This is a genomic window from Actinomadura sp. 7K507, assembly GCF_004348425.1.
Lineage (GTDB): Bacteria > Actinomycetota > Actinomycetes > Streptosporangiales > Streptosporangiaceae > Spirillospora.
This window is the reverse complement of record NZ_SMKK01000006.1, coordinates 65,422-83,687: the sequence shown is the minus strand read 5'-3', so window position 1 is coordinate 83,687 and position 18,266 is coordinate 65,422. Positions and strand designations below refer to the sequence as shown.

Annotated in this window: 17 protein-coding genes and 1 tRNA gene; 9 read left to right on the top strand and 9 right to left on the bottom strand. The window is 74.2% G+C overall.

The window, feature by feature from the left end; translation table 11 throughout:
- From E1285_RS45300 to E1285_RS02765, 7 genes are all read left to right on the top strand, one after another.
- On the top strand, positions 1-1,768 hold a 1,768-nt coding region (locus E1285_RS45300), incomplete at its 5' end, for a DUF6077 domain-containing protein (RefSeq protein WP_165966425.1).
- Positions 1,769-1,879: 111 nt separating this feature from the next.
- Positions 1,880-2,545: a hypothetical protein gene (locus E1285_RS02790; protein ID WP_207946360.1), complete on the top strand. Its 666-nt coding sequence runs from the start codon at positions 1,880-1,882 to the stop codon at positions 2,543-2,545.
- A gap of 5 nt (positions 2,546-2,550) precedes the next feature.
- Positions 2,551-3,093 carry a hypothetical protein gene (locus E1285_RS02785; RefSeq protein WP_132147660.1) on the top strand — a complete coding sequence of 181 codons (543 nt, stop codon included), beginning with the start codon at positions 2,551-2,553 and terminating at the stop codon, positions 3,091-3,093.
- A 130-nt stretch (positions 3,094-3,223) separates the two neighbouring features.
- The gene (locus E1285_RS02780; protein WP_243722501.1) at positions 3,224-4,633 is read left to right on the top strand and encodes an aldehyde dehydrogenase family protein; all 1,410 of its coding nucleotides are present in this window, start codon (positions 3,224-3,226) and stop codon (positions 4,631-4,633) included.
- A gap of 189 nt (positions 4,634-4,822) precedes the next feature.
- On the top strand, positions 4,823-5,572 hold the full coding sequence (locus E1285_RS02775; RefSeq protein ID WP_132147657.1) for a hypothetical protein: 750 nt from the start codon (positions 4,823-4,825) through the stop codon (positions 5,570-5,572).
- 36 nt (positions 5,573-5,608) lie between these two features.
- Positions 5,609-6,457 (top strand): AraC family transcriptional regulator, encoded by an 849-nt coding sequence (locus E1285_RS02770; RefSeq protein ID WP_207946359.1) that lies wholly within the window; start codon positions 5,609-5,611, stop codon positions 6,455-6,457.
- Between the two features lie 49 nt (positions 6,458-6,506).
- Complete coding sequence (locus tag E1285_RS02765; RefSeq protein ID WP_132147654.1) at positions 6,507-7,055, top strand: hypothetical protein; 549 nt, start codon at positions 6,507-6,509, stop codon at positions 7,053-7,055.
- A gap of 37 nt (positions 7,056-7,092) precedes the next feature.
- Here the strand turns inward: E1285_RS02765 and E1285_RS02760 are convergent, their stop codons facing one another.
- Positions 7,093-7,968: an LLM class flavin-dependent oxidoreductase gene (locus E1285_RS02760; RefSeq protein WP_207946358.1), complete on the bottom strand. Its 876-nt coding sequence runs from the start codon at positions 7,966-7,968 to the stop codon at positions 7,093-7,095.
- A 66-nt stretch (positions 7,969-8,034) separates the two neighbouring features.
- Positions 8,035-9,168 (bottom strand): helix-turn-helix domain-containing protein, encoded by a 1,134-nt coding sequence (locus E1285_RS02755; RefSeq protein WP_132147651.1) that lies wholly within the window; start codon positions 9,166-9,168, stop codon positions 8,035-8,037.
- 125 nt (positions 9,169-9,293) lie between these two features.
- Here E1285_RS02755 and E1285_RS02750 point away from each other — a divergent pair, with 125 nt between their 5' ends.
- Positions 9,294-10,088 carry a class II aldolase/adducin family protein gene (locus E1285_RS02750; protein WP_132147648.1) on the top strand — a complete coding sequence of 265 codons (795 nt, stop codon included), beginning with the start codon at positions 9,294-9,296 and terminating at the stop codon, positions 10,086-10,088.
- Between the two features lie 25 nt (positions 10,089-10,113).
- Here the strand turns inward: E1285_RS02750 and E1285_RS02745 are convergent, their stop codons facing one another.
- Together E1285_RS02745 and E1285_RS02740 are read right to left on the bottom strand one after the other, a co-directional pair.
- Positions 10,114-11,541: an ATP-binding protein gene (locus E1285_RS02745; RefSeq protein WP_132147645.1), complete on the bottom strand. Its 1,428-nt coding sequence runs from the start codon at positions 11,539-11,541 to the stop codon at positions 10,114-10,116.
- Entirely contained in the window at positions 11,538-13,184 is a 1,647-nt protein-coding gene (locus E1285_RS02740) for an FAD-dependent oxidoreductase (protein ID WP_132147642.1), read from the bottom strand. The genes E1285_RS02745 and E1285_RS02740 overlap by 4 nt, the downstream gene beginning before the upstream one ends.
- A 119-nt stretch (positions 13,185-13,303) precedes the next feature.
- On the opposite strand from E1285_RS02740, the gene E1285_RS02735 reads away from it, so the two are divergent.
- On the top strand, positions 13,304-14,359 hold the full coding sequence (locus tag E1285_RS02735) for a Gfo/Idh/MocA family oxidoreductase (protein WP_132147639.1): 1,056 nt from the start codon (positions 13,304-13,306) through the stop codon (positions 14,357-14,359).
- Positions 14,360-14,382: 23 nt separating this feature from the next.
- On the opposite strand, the gene E1285_RS02730 is transcribed toward E1285_RS02735, so the two are convergent.
- The 5 genes from E1285_RS02730 to E1285_RS02710 form a co-directional block, all read right to left on the bottom strand.
- Positions 14,383-15,225 carry an endonuclease/exonuclease/phosphatase family protein gene (locus tag E1285_RS02730; protein ID WP_132147636.1) on the bottom strand — a complete coding sequence of 281 codons (843 nt, stop codon included), beginning with the start codon at positions 15,223-15,225 and terminating at the stop codon, positions 14,383-14,385.
- Between the two features lie 91 nt (positions 15,226-15,316).
- Positions 15,317-16,354: a hypothetical protein gene (locus E1285_RS02725; RefSeq protein ID WP_243722500.1), complete on the bottom strand. Its 1,038-nt coding sequence runs from the start codon at positions 16,352-16,354 to the stop codon at positions 15,317-15,319.
- Positions 16,355-16,544: 190 nt separating this feature from the next.
- Complete coding sequence (locus E1285_RS02720) at positions 16,545-16,985, bottom strand: HNH endonuclease (RefSeq protein WP_132147633.1); 441 nt, start codon at positions 16,983-16,985, stop codon at positions 16,545-16,547.
- Positions 16,986-17,010: 25 nt separating this feature from the next.
- Positions 17,011-17,081 (bottom strand) — tRNA-Asn (locus E1285_RS02715).
- Positions 17,082-17,218: 137 nt separating this feature from the next.
- Entirely contained in the window at positions 17,219-18,202 is a 984-nt protein-coding gene (locus E1285_RS02710) for a GNAT family N-acetyltransferase (RefSeq protein ID WP_132147630.1), read from the bottom strand.
- Positions 18,203-18,266 lie beyond the last annotated feature (64 nt).

Below are 18,266 nucleotides of genomic sequence, written 5' to 3'. Positions count from 1 at the left end.
GGTCGTGGCGGGGACGTGCGCGGGGCTGAACGCCTCCGGCGTCCCGTGGTGGTGCGCATGGGCGACGGGGGCCGTGAGCGCCGCCGCCGCCGTCGCCTACGTGCTCCTCCGTCTGCGGGGACCGGACGGCGAAGCCCCGTCCCCCGAGCCGGGACAGCCGCCGGCCGGGGAGTCCGCCGGCGAGGCCGAGGAGGGCCGGGAGACCCGCTGGGGGACGCCGTTCGCGCTGCTGACCGGGGCGGGGTTCGCCGTCGCCTCCCTGTTCATCGTGAACTCCGACGGCGACGACGCCTACTTCGTCTCGCGTTCGGTGGCGACGGCGGCGACCGGCGAGATCCCCCTCAAGGACGTCATCTTCACCCCGGGGGCCGCGGACGAGATCGCGGGCGAGCCGCCGGTGTCCTCGATCGAAGTCCTGGCCGGGGCCGCCGCGCGGCTGCTCGGCGTCCCCGCGGCCTCGTTCGTGTGGTACCTGCTGCTGCCCGCGGTGACCTTCCTCGCGATCTGGGCGCTGTGGCGGCTCGTCCGGACGTGGGCGCCGCGCCGCGCCGTCCTGTGCTTCGCGGTGGCCGCGACCTACCTGCTCTGGAGCGGGACGAGCACGGCGTCGCTCGGCTCGTTCCACCTGCTGCGCATGTGGCAGGGGAAGGCGATCCTGGTGTCGGTGCTGGTGCCACTCCTGTTCGTCTACCTGACCCGGTGGGCCGAGCGGCGCTCCCGGGCGGACCTCGCACTGCTCGCCGCCGCCGGTGTCGCCGCGGTGGGGCTCACCTCGTCGGCCGCGTTCGTGGTGCCGCTGGTCGCGGGCGCCGCCGCCGTCCCGCTGATCGCCGCCGGGCGCGTCCGTACCGGCCTCGCCGCGTTCGCGGCGGCGGCCTACCCGGTCGCCGCCGGCCTCATGGTCATGCTGTTCAACGACGACACGAGCGTGGCCGGCAGGGTCTACGACGGCGCCGGGAGCTACGGGTGGGTCTTGCAGCAGTCCCTGCTGGGCGTGCTGGCCGGATGCGCCCTGTGGCTCTCGCCCCTGACCGCCCGCCGCGGCGTGCCCGCGCTGATCACCGCCGGCGTCGCGGCGGGGCTGACCGCGCTCGTCCTGCCCGGGGTGCTGGAGGCGACCGCGGACCTGTCGGGCGCGGGACAGGTGCTGTGGCGCACCATGTGGCTCGTGCCCGCGCCCGTGCTGATCGGGCTGCTGGCCACGGTGCGGCTCCCCGGCGCGTGGCCGGGGCCGGGGCCGGCCCGCCTGCTCGCGGCGGGCGCCCCGGCGGCCGCGCTCGCCGCGGCGCTGATCGCGGGCGGGGTTCCGGTGTGGTCCGCATCGAACGGGTCGGCCGTGGCGCCGAACCCCGCGTGGAAGGCCTCGGAAGGGTCGGTCGGGACGGCGCGCAACGTGATCGGGCTCGCGGGCCCGGGGGGGCTGGTGCTGATGCCGCCCGGCGTCATGCGGTCCGTGCCGCTGCTGACCGTCCGCACGCACGCCGTGAACCCCAACGGCCATTACCTGAGAAGTTTGCCGATGCCGCAGCGGTTCATCGACGACCGCAAGGTGCTGACCGCGGCCGTCCGCGGTCCCCGCGGCGCCAGACCCGCGGTGCCCGAGGTCAGGGCGGCGCTGACGCGGACCGGCGTGGACGTGGCGTGCGCCTGGCGCTGGGACGAGCGCGGCCGTGAACTCCTGCGCGGCGCGGGCTACGGCGACGCGCGGCGCATCGGAAGCCTGCGCTGCCTCTTCCCTCCGGAGAGCGGCCCGCCCTCCGGAGGGTGAGCCGGCCTCGGGAACCGCCCCCGCACTTGGCCGATTCATGGTGTTTCGTTTTGAATGCCTTTCTCCGGGCATCGGCGTGGCATTCGATCCGACGCACTTTGGAGGAACACAATGTCGACCGCGATATGGGTCGTCATCGCCGTTGCCGTCGTCGCCGCCCTGGCCGCGGCCGTGTACCTGGCCCAGACCCGGGCGCGCACACGACGGCTCAAGCGGCGGTTCGGCCCGGAGTACGACCGGACGCTGCACAGCCAGGGCGGCCGCACGGCCGCCGAGCGCGAACTGCGCTCCCGCGAGGAACGCCATGACGAGCTCGAGCTGCGCGACCTCGACCCGCGGCGCCGCGAGGAGTACCGCGAGCAGTGGGGCCGCGTCCAGGAGCGCTTCGTCGACACCCCCGAGGCGGCCGTCGAGCAGGCCGACGGCCTCGTCACCGTGGTGATGGGCGAGCGCGGCTACCCGACGCACGGCTTCGAGGACAAGGTCGCCCACCTGTCGGTGGAGCACGGCCGCACGATGGAGCACTACCGCAGCGCCCACGCCATCAGCGGCCGGGCGGCGAACCACGAGGCGTCCACCGAGGACCTGCGGCAGGCCATGAAGCACTACCACGCCCTGTTCGAGGAGCTGCTGTCCGTCCCCGGCGGAGACCGGCCCGACGGCGCGCCCGGCTCCGCCGAGGCGGGCCCGGCAGGTGAGGCGGGCCACGCCGGCCGCGCCGCGCCCGCGGCGGCCAGGCCGGCGGGACACCGCGACGACCGGGCACCGGGGAGCTGACCTCCATGGAACACAGGCGACCCGGCCACCAGGCACCGGAAGGCGGCCTCACCCCCGGTGAGCGCGCCCGGGCCGCCGGGACGGCCGGTCCCGGCGTGAGCGGCGACGCGCACGTCGCCGGACCGGCGCCGGAATCCCCCGTCCTGGACGCACCCGACACCGCACCCGAGCCCGCACCCGACACCGCGCCCGACCCGATCCCGGCACCGGGCCCGCCTCCCGCCGGCGCCCCGGTCCGGCCGGCGTCCGGCACCCCGGCGCCGGTCCCCGCCGCGACCCCGGCGAAGCTGTTCGACCCGGCCGAGTCCGAGCGGTTCAGGGAACGCTGGCGGGAGGTGCAGTCCGCGTTCGTCGACGATCCCGGCGAGTCCGTGCGCAAGGCGGACGACCTGGCCTCCGACGCCGTCGACGCCCTCGGCCGCGCCATCGCCGAGCATCGGCGGACGCTCTCGGAAGGGCTGGGCAGGCGCGAGCACGCCGACACCGAGCAGCTCCGGCTGGCGCTGCGCGGCTACCGGGACCTCCTGGACCGCATCTTCGCCTCCTGAGCGGCGGCCCGCCGACCGATCGGAAGTGCGCCCCCGCGGGAAAGACCGCGGGGGCGCCCGTCTCGTCAAGATGGGCCGCGAGGGTGAATACTGAATGCCGTTCGGTAACCCCGTGAGCGGAGGATCAACGGTGTCCGAGAACTTCTCGATGACCATCGACGGCCAGGCAGTGGACGCGCCCGCGACCTTCGGCGTGATCAACCCGGCGACCGGGGAGGTGGCGGAGCAGGCGCCCGACGCGTCCCGGAAGCAGCTGGACACGGCGATGGCCTCGGCCCAGGCCGCCTACGCGCAGTGGCGCGGCGACGAGTCCGTCCGGCGCAAGGCCCTGCTCGCGGCGGCCGACGTCATGTTCGCCAGGTCCGAGGAGATCGGGCGAATCCTGACCCTGGAGCAGGGTAAGCCGCTGGCCGACGGGACCATGGAGGTCGTCGGCGCCGGCGTGTGGCTGAAGTACTTCGCCGACCTGGAACTCCCCCGCGAGGTCATCCAGGACGACGACAACGCGCTCGTCGAGGTCGTCCGCCGCCCGATGGGCGTCGTCGCCGCGATCACCCCGTGGAACTACCCGCTGCTCCTGGCGATCTGGAAGCTCGCCCCGGCGCTGCTCGCGGGCAACACGATGGTGCTCAAGCCGTCCCCGTTCACGCCGCTGTCCAGCCTGAAGCTCGGCGAGGTGCTGCGGGACGTCCTGCCGCCCGGCGTGCTGAACGTCGTCACCGGCGGCGACGAGCTCGGCTCCTGGATGACCTCGCACGACGTCCCCCGCAAGATCAGCTTCACCGGCAGCGTCGCCACCGGCAAGCGGGTCGCGGCGGCCGCGGCGCCCGACCTCAAGCGCGTCACGCTGGAGCTCGGCGGCAACGACCCGGCGATCGTGCTGGACGACGCCGACCCGGCCGCCATCGCCGACAAGGTGTTCGGCGGCGCCTTCCAGAACAACGGCCAGGTCTGCTCGGCGATCAAGCGCGTGTACGTCCCGGAGGCCCTCTACGGCGACGTGGTGGACGCGCTCGCCGAGCGGGCGAAGGCCGCCAAGGTCGGCGACGGCATGGAGGAAGGCGTCCAGTACGGGCCGGTCAACAACAAGCCGCAGTACGAGCGGGTCAGCGAGCTGGTCGCCGACGCCCTCGCGGGCGGCGCCCGCGCGGCGGCGGGCGGCAAGCCCATCGACGGGCCGGGCTACTTCTTCCAGCCCACGATCCTCGCCGACATCGAGGACGGCGCCCGGATCGTGGACGAGGAGCAGTTCGGCCCCGCGCTGCCGATCGTCAAGTACACCGACGTCGAGGACGCCATCGCCCGCGCAAACGGCACCCACTTCGGGCTGTCCGGTTCGGTGTGGGGCACCGACGCGGACCGGGCCGCCGAGGTCGCCGGGCGGCTGGAGTGCGGCACCGCCTGGGTCAACACGCACCTGGCGCTCGCCCCGAACCAGCCGTTCGGCGGGTTCAAGTGGAGCGGCATCGGCGTCGAGAACGGCCCGTGGGGGCTGTACGGGTTCACCGAGCTGCAGGTCGTCCACCGCTCCAAGCGCTGAGCGAGCCGCCCGGACGGGGCCCGGCGGCGTGACGCCGGGCCCCTACCCGTTCCAGGCGCGTACCGCTTGTACGGGAAGTCACGACTTCGAGTCCGGAAAGTGACATGGCCACTACTGGTGGTCGGCCGCCCGGATGGGACACTTTGTGGGCGGGGGTCGTGTCACCGCACCACCGACCGTGGAGGCCGGATGCAGACCTGGGACGTCATGCGCCAGGACGACCTCGGGAACACGTTCCATGTGGCCGCGCACGACTCGCGGATCTCCGCCCTGGCCCAGATCCTGGTCTTCGAAAGCGGCGTAAAGCACCGGCAGACGTATTGGGTGGAGGGGCCGCCAGGGCCCGCCGTGCGCACCAACCGCGACCTGTACCTGGTGTTCCTGCAACTCGGCCAGGAGGCCAGGGCGGCGTCCTGGTCGCTGTCGGCGTTCCTGCGCGCCCTCTGGAAGGTCAGCGCCCCGCTCTGCGGCGAGCCGCGGCTGGAGCCCGACGACGTCGCGGCGATGTTCGCCGCGGCGTCCACCACCCCGCCGGCCGGCTTCGACCCGGCGTGGAGCGCCAAGGACCTGTCCCTGCCCGGTGACGAGCCGGACGGGTACGCCGACTGGGAGCGGGTGCTCCTCTCCCAGATCGCCGACCTGGAGGACTTCCTGGCCACTCCCCCGGGCCCGCAGGCCAGGTTCGGCGTGGACGCGCCCCGCCCGCCCGGTTCCGGCGCGCGCGCCACCCCGGCCCGCTGGTACAACTTCGACCCCGCGACCTACCTGGAGTGCGCCGTCGCGGGCAGCCTCGGCGGCTGGGACGCCGCCGACGGCGCCCGCATCCCGCTGCCCGGCGGTCCCGGGGAGCCGCCCGCCCGCTCCTACGTCCGCACGATCACCACCATGAACTGGGACGACCTGGCGCGCATCGCGGTGTGCGGGCAGGTGTACGAGTAGCCGGTTCCGTCGTTCCCGCGTGGTAGGACTGGGGACATGAGCGACAGGCCGGTCGATTTCAGCGACCAGGGCGGCTGGTGGATGGCGCAGGCACGGCCTCATCCGGCGCTGCGCCCGCTCCTGCGCTCCTACGACGGGTACTGGGAGCAGATCGCCGTCCCGACCCGGATGCGCACCGTGCCCACCCGGGCCTGCGTCGTCATCATCAACCTGGGGCCGCCGCTTTTCCAGACGGTCCCCGGCTCGGGAGGCGGCCGCGAGTACGGGTCGTTCGTCGCCGGGATGTACGACGGGCACGGCATGTACCGCAGCCCCGGCGGGCAGCGCGGCATCCAGCTCGACGTGACCCCGCTCGGCGCCTACACGCTGTTCGGCGTCCCGATGGCCCGCCTCACCAACATCGCCGTCGACCTGCCCGACCTGCTCGGCCGCGGCGCGCACACGCTCGTCGGGCGGCTCACCGACGCGGCGTCCTGGGGCGAGCGGTTCGACGTCCTCGACGCCTTCCTGCTGCGGCGCCTGGAGGCCGGGCCCGTCCCCGACCCGGAGGTCGCCCGGGCGTGGCGGCTGCTGAACGGCGACCTCGCGGTGACCGTCGCCGACGTCGCCGCCGACGTCGGCTGGAGCCGCAAGCACCTGACGAACCGGTTCCGCGAGCAGGCCGGGCTGCCGCCCAAGGTGATGGGGCGGGTACTGCGCTTCCAGCGCGCCGTCGAGCTGCTGACCGGCGGCGCCGGGTTCGCGGACGCCGCGTTCGCCTCCGGCTTCTACGACCAGGCCCACCTCAACCGCGAGTTCCGTGCCCTCGCAGGCTGCACCCCCACCGATCTGCTCGGCGGGCTGGAGGAACACTGGGGCGAGAGCACCCTCGCCGAATCCGCCTGAGCGGCGCCCGGGGGTGGACGCGGCCCCCGGGCGGGGTGACGATCGGGGTATGCCGCGCCTGATCCTGCTCGGTACCGGAATGGCCCGCTCGTCGCGGCACGCGCCGGCGGGGCTGCTGGTCGAGTACGGGCACGCGCACGTCGGGCTGGACGGCGGCCCCGGTTCCGAGCCGCCGGAGTTCTCCCAGGCGTGGCTCGTGCGCGACGAGCACGGCCCGTACCAGCCCCTCCTCGGCAGGATCGCCCGGGAGTGCGGGATGCCCGCGCCGGTCCTGGCCCCGTTCCGGCACGGCACGCTGCGCGTCGAGCCGCTGCCGGTGCCGCATCCGGGCGGCGCGATGCACGGCTACCGGATCTCCGCCCGGCACCGCGTGTGCGTGTGGGCGCCGGAGTTCTCCGAGCCGCCCGGCTGGGCGCGCGGCGCCGACCTCATGTTCGCGGGCGGCCCGGCGGACGGCCCGGAGCTGGAGGCGACGGCGCGGGCGGTGCACCGGCTCGGCGTGGCCCGCCTCGTCCTCGTCCGGCCGCCGCCCGCGGGACGCGGCGAACCGCCGCCGTTCAGCGAGTGGGGCGTCGAGGGCGCCGTCTACCGGATGTGACCCACCGCATGCGACCTACCGGATCCAGCGCGGCCGCCTACCCCCGGCCCAGGCCGCCGTGCTCGGCGGCGATCGCCTCGAAGACGCTCATGTCGGCGTCGAACGGCGTGCCGGGACGCGGCCAGTGCAGCGCGATCTCGGTGATGCCGAGTTCGGCGTAGGTCCCGGCGAGGTCGGCGAACGAGCCGGGCGACTCCAGCCAGGGCTCGTCGCTGAACCCCGTCATGAGGACGCGGTCGGCGATCTCGCGGCCCTCGGCCTCGCAGGCCGCGTCGAGCGCCGCGAGGCGGGAGCGGACCACTTCCTGGGGCTCCCTGCCCTCGGCGTGGCCGCTGGTCACCCATCCGGCGCCGTGCCTGGCGGCGACCCGCATCCCCCTCGGCCCGTCCCCCGCGATCAGGAACGGCACACGGGGACGCTGTACGCAGCCGGGCTCCTGGACGACCTCACGGGCGGTGTAGTACGTCCCCTCGAAACTCGTCTCGGGCCCGCGCAGCAGCAGGTCGAGCAGCTCGACCCATTCGGCGAAGCGGGAGGCGCGCTCGCCCGGCGTCCAGTCGTCCCCGCCGAGCACGCCGGCGTCGGACGCGCGCCGCATGCCGCCCGCCCCGATGCCGATCGTCACCCTCCCGCCGCTCACGTGGTCGATCGTCTTGATCGCGTGCGCGGTGGGGACGGGATGCCGGAAGTTGGGCGAGGTGACCAGCGTGCCGAGCCGCACCCGGGAGGTGACCGCGGCGGCCGCGGCCAGCGTCGTGTAGGCGTCGTACCAGGGCGTCGCGCCGCGCCACGCGATGTGGTCGTACACCCAGGCGTGCCGGAACCCGAGGTCCTCGGCGCGCCGCCACAGCTCCCCCGCCTCCGGCCAGGATCGCATCGGCCACATCACGGTGCCGATCCTCGGTATGGTCACCGGTCCCTCCGTTCCCGCCCCGTACGCGCCGGGACGTCCCCATGGCGGATCACAGCACCCAATAGATCATGGACGGGCCCGCGCGAGCCACCGGTTCAGCGCCCACCACCAGTTCGCGGAGCGGGACACCGCCGCCCCGGCGGACGGGTCCAGCAGCGGGCGTCCGGTCAGCTCCTGCAGGCGCCGGATCCGGTACTTGACGGTGTTGCCGTGGACGTGCAGCGCGGCGGCCGTCGGCTCGATCCGCCCGCCGTGGTCGAGGTAGGCGAGCCCGGTCTCGGCCAGTTCGACGTGGAACGGGTCGTCCGGGTCGAGGCCGCCCGGCAGCGCGGCGGCGAGCAGCCCGCCCAGTTCCGGCTCCCCCTCCGTCGCGGTGAGCAGCGCGAGGTCGGCGAGCTCCCGCAGGCCGCTCAGCCCCGCGGCGGTCCCCGCCCGCAGCGCGCGGCGTCCCAGCGCGTACATCGGCGCGATCGCGGCGGGACGCGCGGGTGGCGCGGCCACCAGCAGGGGGCGGCCGGGCGCAGGGTCCGGGAGCCGCGCGACCAGGGCGGCGAGCCGCCCGTCGACCAGCCCGCACAGCCCCGGCCCCGCGGCGAGCAGCTCCGGCTCCAGCCGCGCCGCCACCGCGGGGTCGCTGACGTCCGACACCACGCAGTGGTAGGCGCCCGACGGGTCGAGCGGTGCGCGCACCGGGACGGACTCGCCGTGCAGCAGCTGGCGGAGCATCTGCACGCGGCCCTCCCGCACCGTGCGGGCCATCTCCAGCTCCGCGATCCGGTGCGCGTGGACCATCCGGTGGACGAGGGCGGTGGTGATCTCGTCGATGCGGGTGACGCCGTCGAGGAGCGCGGCGTCGGGCACGCGCACCCGGCGCCCTTCGGCGACGAGCGTCCGGACGAGATGGGCGCGGGCCGCCTGGAAGCCGTCCAGGAACGCCGCGACCGGCACCCCCTGCCGCGCCCGGTCCGAGCCGAGCCGTTCCGCCGCGGCCAGGACGTCCTCGCCGGGCCCTTGGCCGCGCACGGCGTCGAGCACGCCCGCCATGAGCGCGCGGGTGTGCCGCCGGGTCTCCTCCTCGGGCAGCGCGGCCACCAGCTCCGACCTGCTGCGGGCGGCGCGGACGGTCGCCTCGAACACCGCCGGGTCCCGGGTGTGCTCGATCAGCAACCGCAGGAACCGGTCGCCCGCGCTGGCCTCCATCCCCCCATTCTGCGCCCCCGTTGTCCAGGGCGGACAACCCCCCGCGCGGCGTTTGGGCGGCCCTGGTCTAGCCTCCGCGCCGGACGTGGTGTTCAGTGGTTGAAACGACCCTGAGGAGAACGCCGATGTCCGACGAGGACGAGTTCCTGGAGAAGCTGCCGACCGACCTGATCTTCCGGCTGCCGCCGTCGTTCGACGACGTCGCCGACGAGCGCCGGCACCGCAAGGAGCGCCTGACCGCCGCGCTGCGCATCTTCGGGAAGTTCGGCTTCGAGGAGGGCGTGGCCGGGCACATCACCGCCCGCGACCCCGAGCGCACCGACCACTTCTGGGTGAACCCGTTCGGGATGTCGTTCAAGCACATCAAGGTGAGCGACCTCATCCTGGTGAACCACCAGGGGCAGGTCGTCGAGGGCCGCTACCCCGTCAACGAGGCCGCGTTCGCGATCCACTCCCAGGTGCACCAGGCCCGGCCGGGTGTCGTGGCCGCCGCGCACAGCCACTCCACCTACGGGCGCGCGATGTCCGCGCTCGGCCAGAAGCTGGAGCCGATCACGCAGGACGTCTGCGCGTTCTACGAGGACCACGGCCTGTTCGACGACTACACCGGCGTCGTCACCGACCTGGAGGAGGGCAAGCGCATCGCCGCCGCCCTCGGCGGCACCAAGGCGGTGATCCTGCGCAACCACGGCCTCCTCACCGTCGGCGACACCGTGGACGCCGCCGCCTGGTGGTTCATCACGATGGAACGCTCGTGCCAGGTGCAGCTGCTCGCCAAGGCCGCCGGTCAGGTCGTCCCGATCGAGCACGACAACGCCGTCGTCACCCACGGCCAGATCGGCAACGACCTGGTCGGCTGGATCAACTACCAGCCCCTCTACGACCAGATCACCCGCGAGCAGCCCGACCTGTTCGAGTAGGCCCGTCCGGCGGGCCCCGGGGCCGCTACCCGCCGGAACCGGCGGCGCCGGCGGCCTCGGTGAGCGGCAGCAGCACCTGGAACCGGGTGTCACCGGGCAGCGACTCGACGCGGATGTCGCCGCCGTGCCGCCCGGCGACGATGCGCCAGGAGATGTCGAGGCCGAGGCCGGTGCCCTGCCCGACGGGCTTGGTGGTGAAGAACGGTGTGAAGATCCGGCCGAGGTCCTCGCCGGGGATGCCCGTTCCGGTGTCCCCGATCTCCACGAGGGCGTGGTCGTTCTCGCGTGCGGTCCGGACGGTGAGGGTGCCCGCCCCCCGCATCGCCTGCAGCGCGTTGACGATCAGGTTCGTCCAGACCTGGTTCAGCTCGGCCGCGTAGACCGGGACGGGCGGCAGGCCCGGGTCGTAGTCGGTCTTCACCGTGACCTCGGGCCCGATCTTGCGCTTCAGCATCGTGAGCGTGCTGTCGAGAAGCTCGCGCAGATCGGTCCGCAGGTAGGCGGCCCGGTCGAGCTGGGAGTACTGGCGGGCGGAGTCCAGCAGGGCGGTGATGCGGCCCGTCGCCTCGGAGATCTCCGCCTGGAGCTGGGCGACCTCCATCATCTCGGCGAGCCAGCGCACCGCCGTCGGCAGGTGGTCGCCCGCCGCCCGCGCGACCTGCTCGGCCTCCGCGATCCCGGCCCCCGCGGCGACGAGGCCGGGGGCGAGGTCCCAGGCGTCGGCGACGCCGTGCTCCTCCAGCCAGTCGCCCAGCTCGTCCTCGGCGTCGCTGACCTCCAGCGGGCTCCGATGGGCTCCCGGCGGTGCGACCGCCGGCCCGAGCGAGACGAGCGCGCTCAGCCGCGCGCAGTCGACGCCCTCGGCCGCGAGGCCGGCCAGGCTCCGCTGCGCGGCGAGCAGCCGGTCGCCGAGTTCAGCGGCGGCCCGCGCGGCCGCCGCGGCCGGGTTGTTCAGCTCGTGGGTGAGCCCCGCGGTGATCGTGCCGAGGGCGGTGAGCCGCTCGACCTGGTCGACGAACCGCCTGCTGTTGGTCATCCCGAAGAAGACGCCCTCCAGCAGGTGCGTGGCCATCGGGAACCACTTGCGGACGGCCTGGGCGAACTTGCGGGCCGGAAGCGCGAACACCCGGGCGGGGCGCACCGTTCGCAGCGTGTGCTGGTACCTCTGCTCGATCTGGTCGCCCAGGTACGCCTGGACCGCGCCGCCGTAGGTGCCGGGACGCGACGTACGGCTCATCTCGACGATGTGCCCCCGGACGTTCTGGGTCATCACCATCTCGCCGTCCAGCAGGACGTACAGGAACTCGGCCGGTTCGCCCTGCGCGCAGATGACGCCGTCGCCGGGATGCTCCTCGACCGTCCCGTGCGCCGACAGCCAGCCGAGCTTCTCGCCGTCGAGGTCCTCGAAGAGGAACAGCCCGCGCAGCTCCTCCGGTGACACCGTGCCGCTCATGCCTGCTCCAGATACCGGTGGACGAGGGCGACGGCCATGGCGCCGTCGCCGACCGCGGAGGCGACGCGCTTCATCGACTCCGAGCGGACGTCGCCCGCGGCGAACACGCCGGGGACGCTGGTCTCCAGGTGGTAGGGCTGGCGGGCGAGCGGCCAGCCGGCGGGGCGGCGGCCCCCGGAGACGAGGTCGGGACCGGTCAGCACGTAGCCGCGCGGGTCGCGCTCGACGAACCCGCCGAGCCACCCGGTGCCCGGCTCCGCGCCGATGAACACGAACAGCCAGTGCGCGTCGACCGTCTTCTTGCCGCCCGGCCACGCGAACGTGAGCCGTTCCAGCCGGTCCGTGCCCTCCGCGGCGCACACGGTCTTGCCGGCGTGCACCTCGATGTTGGGCGTCCCGGCGATCTGCTCGACCAGGTAGTGCGACATCGACGTCTCCAGCCGCTCCGCCCGGACGATGATGTGCACCTTCTTGGCGTACCGGGCGAGGTACACGGCGGCCTGCCCGGCGGAGTTGGCGCCGCCGACGACGGCGACCTCCTCGTCCGCGCAGGACGGGGCCTCGGTGAGCGCGGCGCCGTAGAACACGCCTCGCCCGACGAAGTCGTCCACGCCCTCGGCGTCCAGGCGCCGGTAGGACACGCCCGTGGCGAGGATGACCGCGTGCGCGGCGATCTCCGTGCCGTCCGCCAGCCGTGCCACGCGGGCGGTGCCGCGTGCCTCCAGGGCGGTGACCTCGCCGACCTGGAGCAGCTCGGCGCCGAACCGGCCGGCCTGCAGGCGGGCGCGCTCGGCGAGCTGCGCCCCGCTCACCCCGTCGGGGAAGCCGAGGTAGTTCTCGATGCGGGAGCTCTGCCCGGCCTGGCCGCCGAGGGCGCGCCGCTCCACCACGACCGTCCGCAGGCCCTCGGACGCGCCGTACACGGCCGCGCCGAGCCCCGACGGCCCGCCGCCGACGACGATCAGGTCGTAGAACCCGGTGGACGGGGTGGCGGACAGCCCGATCGCGGACGCCAGCTCGGCGTCGGACGGCGCGGACAGCGCCGTGCCGTCCGCGGTCACGATCAGCGGCAGCTCCGGCGAGCCGGCCGCCGCGACCAGCTCGGCGCCCTCCGGGTCGCCGTCCATCAGCCAGGTGTAGGGCGCCTGGTGGCGGGCGAGGAAGTCGCGGACCTGGTAGCAGCGCGCCGACCAGCGGTGCCCGACGACCCGCAGCTGGCCCGGCGGGCGGCGGTCGGTGCGCGCCCACGCGTCGAGCTGCGCGTCGATCACCGGGTAGAACTTCTCCTCCGGCGGGTCCCACGGCTTGAGCAGGTAGTAGTCCAGGTCGACGTCGTTGATCGCGCGGATCGCGGCGTCGGTCTCGGCGTAGGCGGTGAGCAGGACCCGCCGCGCGAACGGGTACAGGTCCATGGCGCGCTCCAGGAACTCCACGCCGTCCATCTCGGGCATGCGGTGGTCGGCGAGCAGCACGGCGGTGTCCTCGCCGCGCAGCCGCAGCCCGCTCAGCGCCTCCAGGGCCTGCCGGCCGGACTCGGCGCGCACGATCCGGTACGACCCGGCGTACCTGCGGCGCAGGTCCCGGGCCACGGCCCGGGACACGCCCGGGTCGTCGTCGACCGTCAGCAGCACTGGCTTGGACAACGGGTCTCCCTCTTTTCCGGCGTCCCCGTCCGAAAGACTACGTCGGCCCGGGGATTCCGCCGCACCCGGCCGCGGGCCCCGGGTCGGGACGGCGGCGCGCCATCGGTCATCATCGGGGCATGGACCTGCGTGTTGCGCTGATCGGGTACGGCACCGGCGGCTCGGTGTTCCACGCCCCGCTGATCTCGTCGGTGCCGGGGATGCGGCTGGCCGCGGTCGTGACCGGGAACCCCGGGCGGCAGGAGGCCGTCCGTGAGCGCTACCCGGAGGCGGAGGTGTTCGACAGCGCCGACCGCCTCTGGAGCGCCCCGGAGGGCTACGACCTGGTGGTGGTGACCGCGCCGAACCGGCAGCACGTGCCGCTGGCCCGCATGGCGCTGACCTCGGGCGTCCCGGTCGTGGTGGACAAGCCTGTCGCGGCCTCGGCGGCGGACGCCCGGTCGCTGGCGGCGCTGAGCGCCGTGCGGGGGCTGCCGGTGTTCCCGTTCCACAACCGGCGCTGGGACGGCGACCACCAGACCGCCGCCCGGCTGGCCGGCTCCGGCGCCCTGGGCGACGTCCTGCGGTTCGAGTCGCGGTTCGAGCGCTGGCGCCCCGAGGTCAGGCGCACCTGGAAGGAGAGCACGGACCCCCGCGACGCGGGCGGCATCCTGTTCGACCTCGGCTCCCACCTCGTCGACCAGGCCGTCACGCTGTTCGGCCGCCCGGAACGCGTCTACGCCGAGATCGACACGCGCCGCGGCGGCGCGGACTCCCCCGACGACGTGTTCGTGGCCCTGTCGCACCCGGGCGGCACCCGCTCCCACCTGTGGATGAGCGCGACCGCCGCGCATCCCGGCCCCCGCTTCCGCGTGCTCGGCAGCCGCGCGTCCTACACGGTCTCCGGCATGGACGGCCAAGAGGACCAGCTCCGCGCGGGCCTCACCCCCAGGGACCCCGGCTACGGCATCGCGCCGCCGGAGTCCCACGGCGTGCTCGGCACCCCCGGCAAGGCGGATCCCGAGCCGACCGCCCCGGGCGCCTACCACGAGTTCTACGCGGGCGTCGTCCGCACCCTCCGCGACGGCGCGCCCCCTCCGGTGACGCTCGCCGACGCGATCACCGGCCTGGAGGTCATCGAGGCCGCCATGCGCTCGGCCCGCGAGACCACCGTCGTCCCGCTCGACGATCAATAGCGGGAGGGGCGCCGGGGCAAGGATCAGTAGCGCAGGTCGGCGAGCACGCCGTAGTGGTCGGACGGGACGACATCGTCCACGGGCCGGGCGCCGAGCAGCTCGCAGTGCACCGGATGACCGGCCCCGCCCGCGCGGGGCCAGGCGGAGAACACGTAGTCGATCCGGCGGTCGGGCCACAGGACGGGCCTCGTCCAGTGGTTCTCCCGGCTCCAGGTGTGCCCGGGGGTGCCGTCACCCGCCAGCTCCCAGGCGTCGTAGAAGACCACGCCGGGCGCGGCGACGGCGGCGCGGCCGGTGAGCATGCGGATCTCGTCGGAGTCGGGGGCCGCGTTGAAGTCCCCGCACACCACGACCGGCGCGTCGGTCCCCGCCGCCTGGCGGACGAACCCGCCGAGCGTGCGGACCTGCTCCTGGCGCTGGAGGCTGTGGCCGAGCTTCCACCCGAGCGCGGCACCGAAGACGTGGACGGGGCCGCGCGGTCCGTCGGCCCTGGCGTGCACCGCGAGGCCGGAGTCGGGGCCGTGCTCGTGCTCGTAGCCGAGCCACTGCCGCCCCACCTGGCCGAGGGGCCAGCGGGACAGCAGGGCGATGCCGGACCGCCCGCCCGGACCGGCGCCGGACGGGACGCCGCGGAACACGGTGTGCGGCAGGCCGAGTGCCTCTCCGAGCCGCTCGGCCTGCGACGCGTCGTCGTCCTCCCACGCCTCCACCAGGACGACGAGGTCGGGCGCGGCGCCGCGGAGGGTCGCGACGATCGCCCGCTCGCGCTCGCGCCAGGGCCCGTAGCGGTCCCAGACGTTCCAGGCCGCGACCCGGACCGTGGTCTCGATCAGCGGGCCGTACGGCTGCTCGATGTCATAGGCCATGACGCGAGCGTCCCAGTGCGGGCGGCGGACCGCCAGGCTCCGGGCCGCGGGGGCCGGAGAACGGGTCGGGAGAACCGGTCGGGAGAACGGGTCAGAGGACCGACACGTGGACGTGGTCGAAGTGGTTCGCGGTGATGCTGCCGCGGTCCTCCATCTGGCTCCAGCCGCCGCTGCTGCGGAAGTCGTAGATGCGCTGCTTCCAGATGATGTACTTCAGGCCGAGCCTGGAGGCGTTGTTGATCAGGTACTGGGAGACGTTGTCGCCGTGCGCCTGGGCGGAGGCGCTCGGCATCGCGCCGCCGGTGCTCTCCATGAAGTCGCAGGCGGTACCGGAGCCGTGGTCCTGCGGGTCGCCGGGGCGGGCGCAGCCGATCGACGGGAACGGGCCGAACCTGTTGTCGACCTCCACGAGGACGGTGCGCATCCGCGCGGTCATCGAGTTGCCGACGATCGGGGACTTGGTGCCGCTGGCGGCCCCGTCGGGCCGGCCGCTGCCGCTGCCGCCCCCGGTCGGAGCCCGGGTCTGGGTGACCTCGGGCTTGTACTTGGCGAGGAGCTTCTTCACGCGGGTGCGCTGGCTCTTCAGGTCCTTGATCTCTTTCTCGACCGCGTCCAGCTTCTTGCCGGCGGTCTGCTTGGACTGCTCCGCCTTGGCGGTGAGGGTCTTCAGGTTCGCCAGCCGACGGCTGTTGTTGCGGCTGATGTGCTCCATGACGGCGGCTTCGCGGACGGCGGCGCCCGGGTCGCCCGAGGAGATCATCGGGGCCGTGTCGAGGGCGCCGGTCATGTAGGCCGTCGAGGCGAGGCCGACGACGGCGGAGCGGGTGGACTCGTACTCGCGGTCGACGCGGGCGGCCTCCGCGGCGGCGCGCTCGGCGGCCTTCTTCGCCTCCTCCAGGGAGACGAGCTCGCCGCGGTACTCCTTCGAGAGCTTCTCGGACTCCGCCTTCAGCTTGGCGTACTTCTTCTTCAGGTCGGCCGGTTCCTGCGGGAGGCTCGCGGCGCTCCCGGACGCCGGGGGCAGCGCCACCGCGAGGCCCGCCGCGAGGACGAGCGCCGCCAGGCGCCGCGCGAGTGTGCGCCCGGCCGACGCGCGGGCCGTCCTGCCGGGGGGATCGAGGGCCGCCACAGATCACTCCTCAATAACAAAGCTCAAGATTGGCGGCACGCTACCACAATCGCCCATTTAGTCTCAGAAGCTTCACGAAACACATAGAGTCACACGAGAGCTACCAGAAGCGTACAGGCGAGGGCCGGGACGCCGTGTGGCGGCCCGGCCCTCACACCCGCCGCGCCGGGACGGGCCCCGGCGCTCCCCCTCATGGCCCGACGAGCTCCTCCCAGCGCGGGACCCGCGGCCGGGAGATCAGCCGCAGCCCGGCTTCGGCGACCGTCCGGTCGCCCTTGCGGTTGTTGCATCTGCCACATGCCAGGACGGTGTTCTCCCAGGTGTTCCCGCCGCCGCGCGACTGCGGGTGGACGTGGTCGATGGTGTTGCCGCGCCTGCCGCAGTAGCAGCAGCCGCCCCGGTCGCGCAGGTACACGCCGCGCTTGCTCCACGGCGGGCGCCTGCCGTGCCGCCAGCGCATCGCGACGTACCGGACGAGCCGCAGGACCCGCGGTACCGGGAAACGGCCGAAGGTCCGGCCCTCCTCCGCCTCCTCGACGACCGCCACCCCGCGAACCAGCATGCGGATGGCGTGCCGCAGGTCGACCCTTTGTAAGGGCTCGTACGACGCGTTCAGGACGAGCACGTTCATCGGTCACCTCCCCACCCTCGTGCCGCTCCCCCGCCAGGATTCGAACCTGGATATCCGCATTAACGGTGCGGAGTTCTGCCGTTGAACCACAAGGGAATACTCCGGCAATTCTGGAGGCTCCCGGGCATTCCCGGAAGCCTCCATAAGAGTGCCGAGACAGCGGCGGCGGGGCAACGTGTTTTCGCGTCCGGCACCTGCCCGGACGGTTCAGAAGGGCGGTGAAGGCCCGGTGGTCAGGGGGCGCCGGGCAGTGCGGTGACGGCGGCCTGGTATTCCATCGACTCGCGTTCCGCGCGGAAGCCGAGTTCCTCGTTCACGGCGAGCATGTGGGCGTTGTCGCCCGCGTTCTCGGTCTCGATCTCGCGGACGCCGGGCCGCGCCTCGGCCAGCCAGTCGAGCATGGCCGCCTTCACCCAGATGCCGATGCGCCTGCCGCGGTGCTCGGGGACGACGGCGGTGTCGTACTGGGCGGCGCGGCCGGTGCAGCCGTCCGGGACGACGACCTCGGTGAACCCCGCGATGGCGCCGCCGGACAGGGCGGCGACGGTGTAGAGGTCGTCGCCGCGCTTGGCGACGATCTCGGCCATCTCGCGGACGCGGTGCGCGTCCCAGACCGCCGCCTCGTACTCGGCGGGGTCCGCCATGGCGTGCTTCGCGCGGGCCAGCGCGGCGGCGTGCTCGTCCGGGACGGCTCCCCGCCAGCGGACGAGGCGGTAACCCTCGGGGCCTCCGGCCAGGAGGCGGGCCACGCGCCCGGCCGGGACGTCGTCCAGGCGGAGCAGCATGCCGCGCAGGGTCAGCACGCATTCGAAGCCGTGCGACTCCAGGAACGGGACGGCGGGCGTCCCCGCGAGGACCTGCGCGATCACGCTGGTGCGTCCGTCGGCGCGCAGCGCCCCGGCGGCGACGGTGAGCAGCCGGCCGCCGAGGCCTCGGCGGCGGTGCCCGGGGCGGACCTGGATGTCGATCTCGCCGGGGCGGCCGGCGCCGGGATCGCCGGGCAGCCGCAGCGCGGCGACCGCGACCATGTGCCCGCCGCCGGTCACGGCCCACAGCCGCCGCCGGGCTCCGGGCTCGGCGCCGAGCAGTCCCCGGGCCGTCCGCTCCGGGTCGGGCGCGGGCTCGGCTGCCGGGTCGGCGGCGTGCACGGCGGTGAGCACGTCGTGCCACCCCTGGATCTGCGCGTCCGTCGGATCATCGACCGCGATGACGTCCATCCGACTGTTGTACCTGATCGTCGCGCGGCGCGACCGGGACCCTCGGCAACCCGGGGTAACGGAC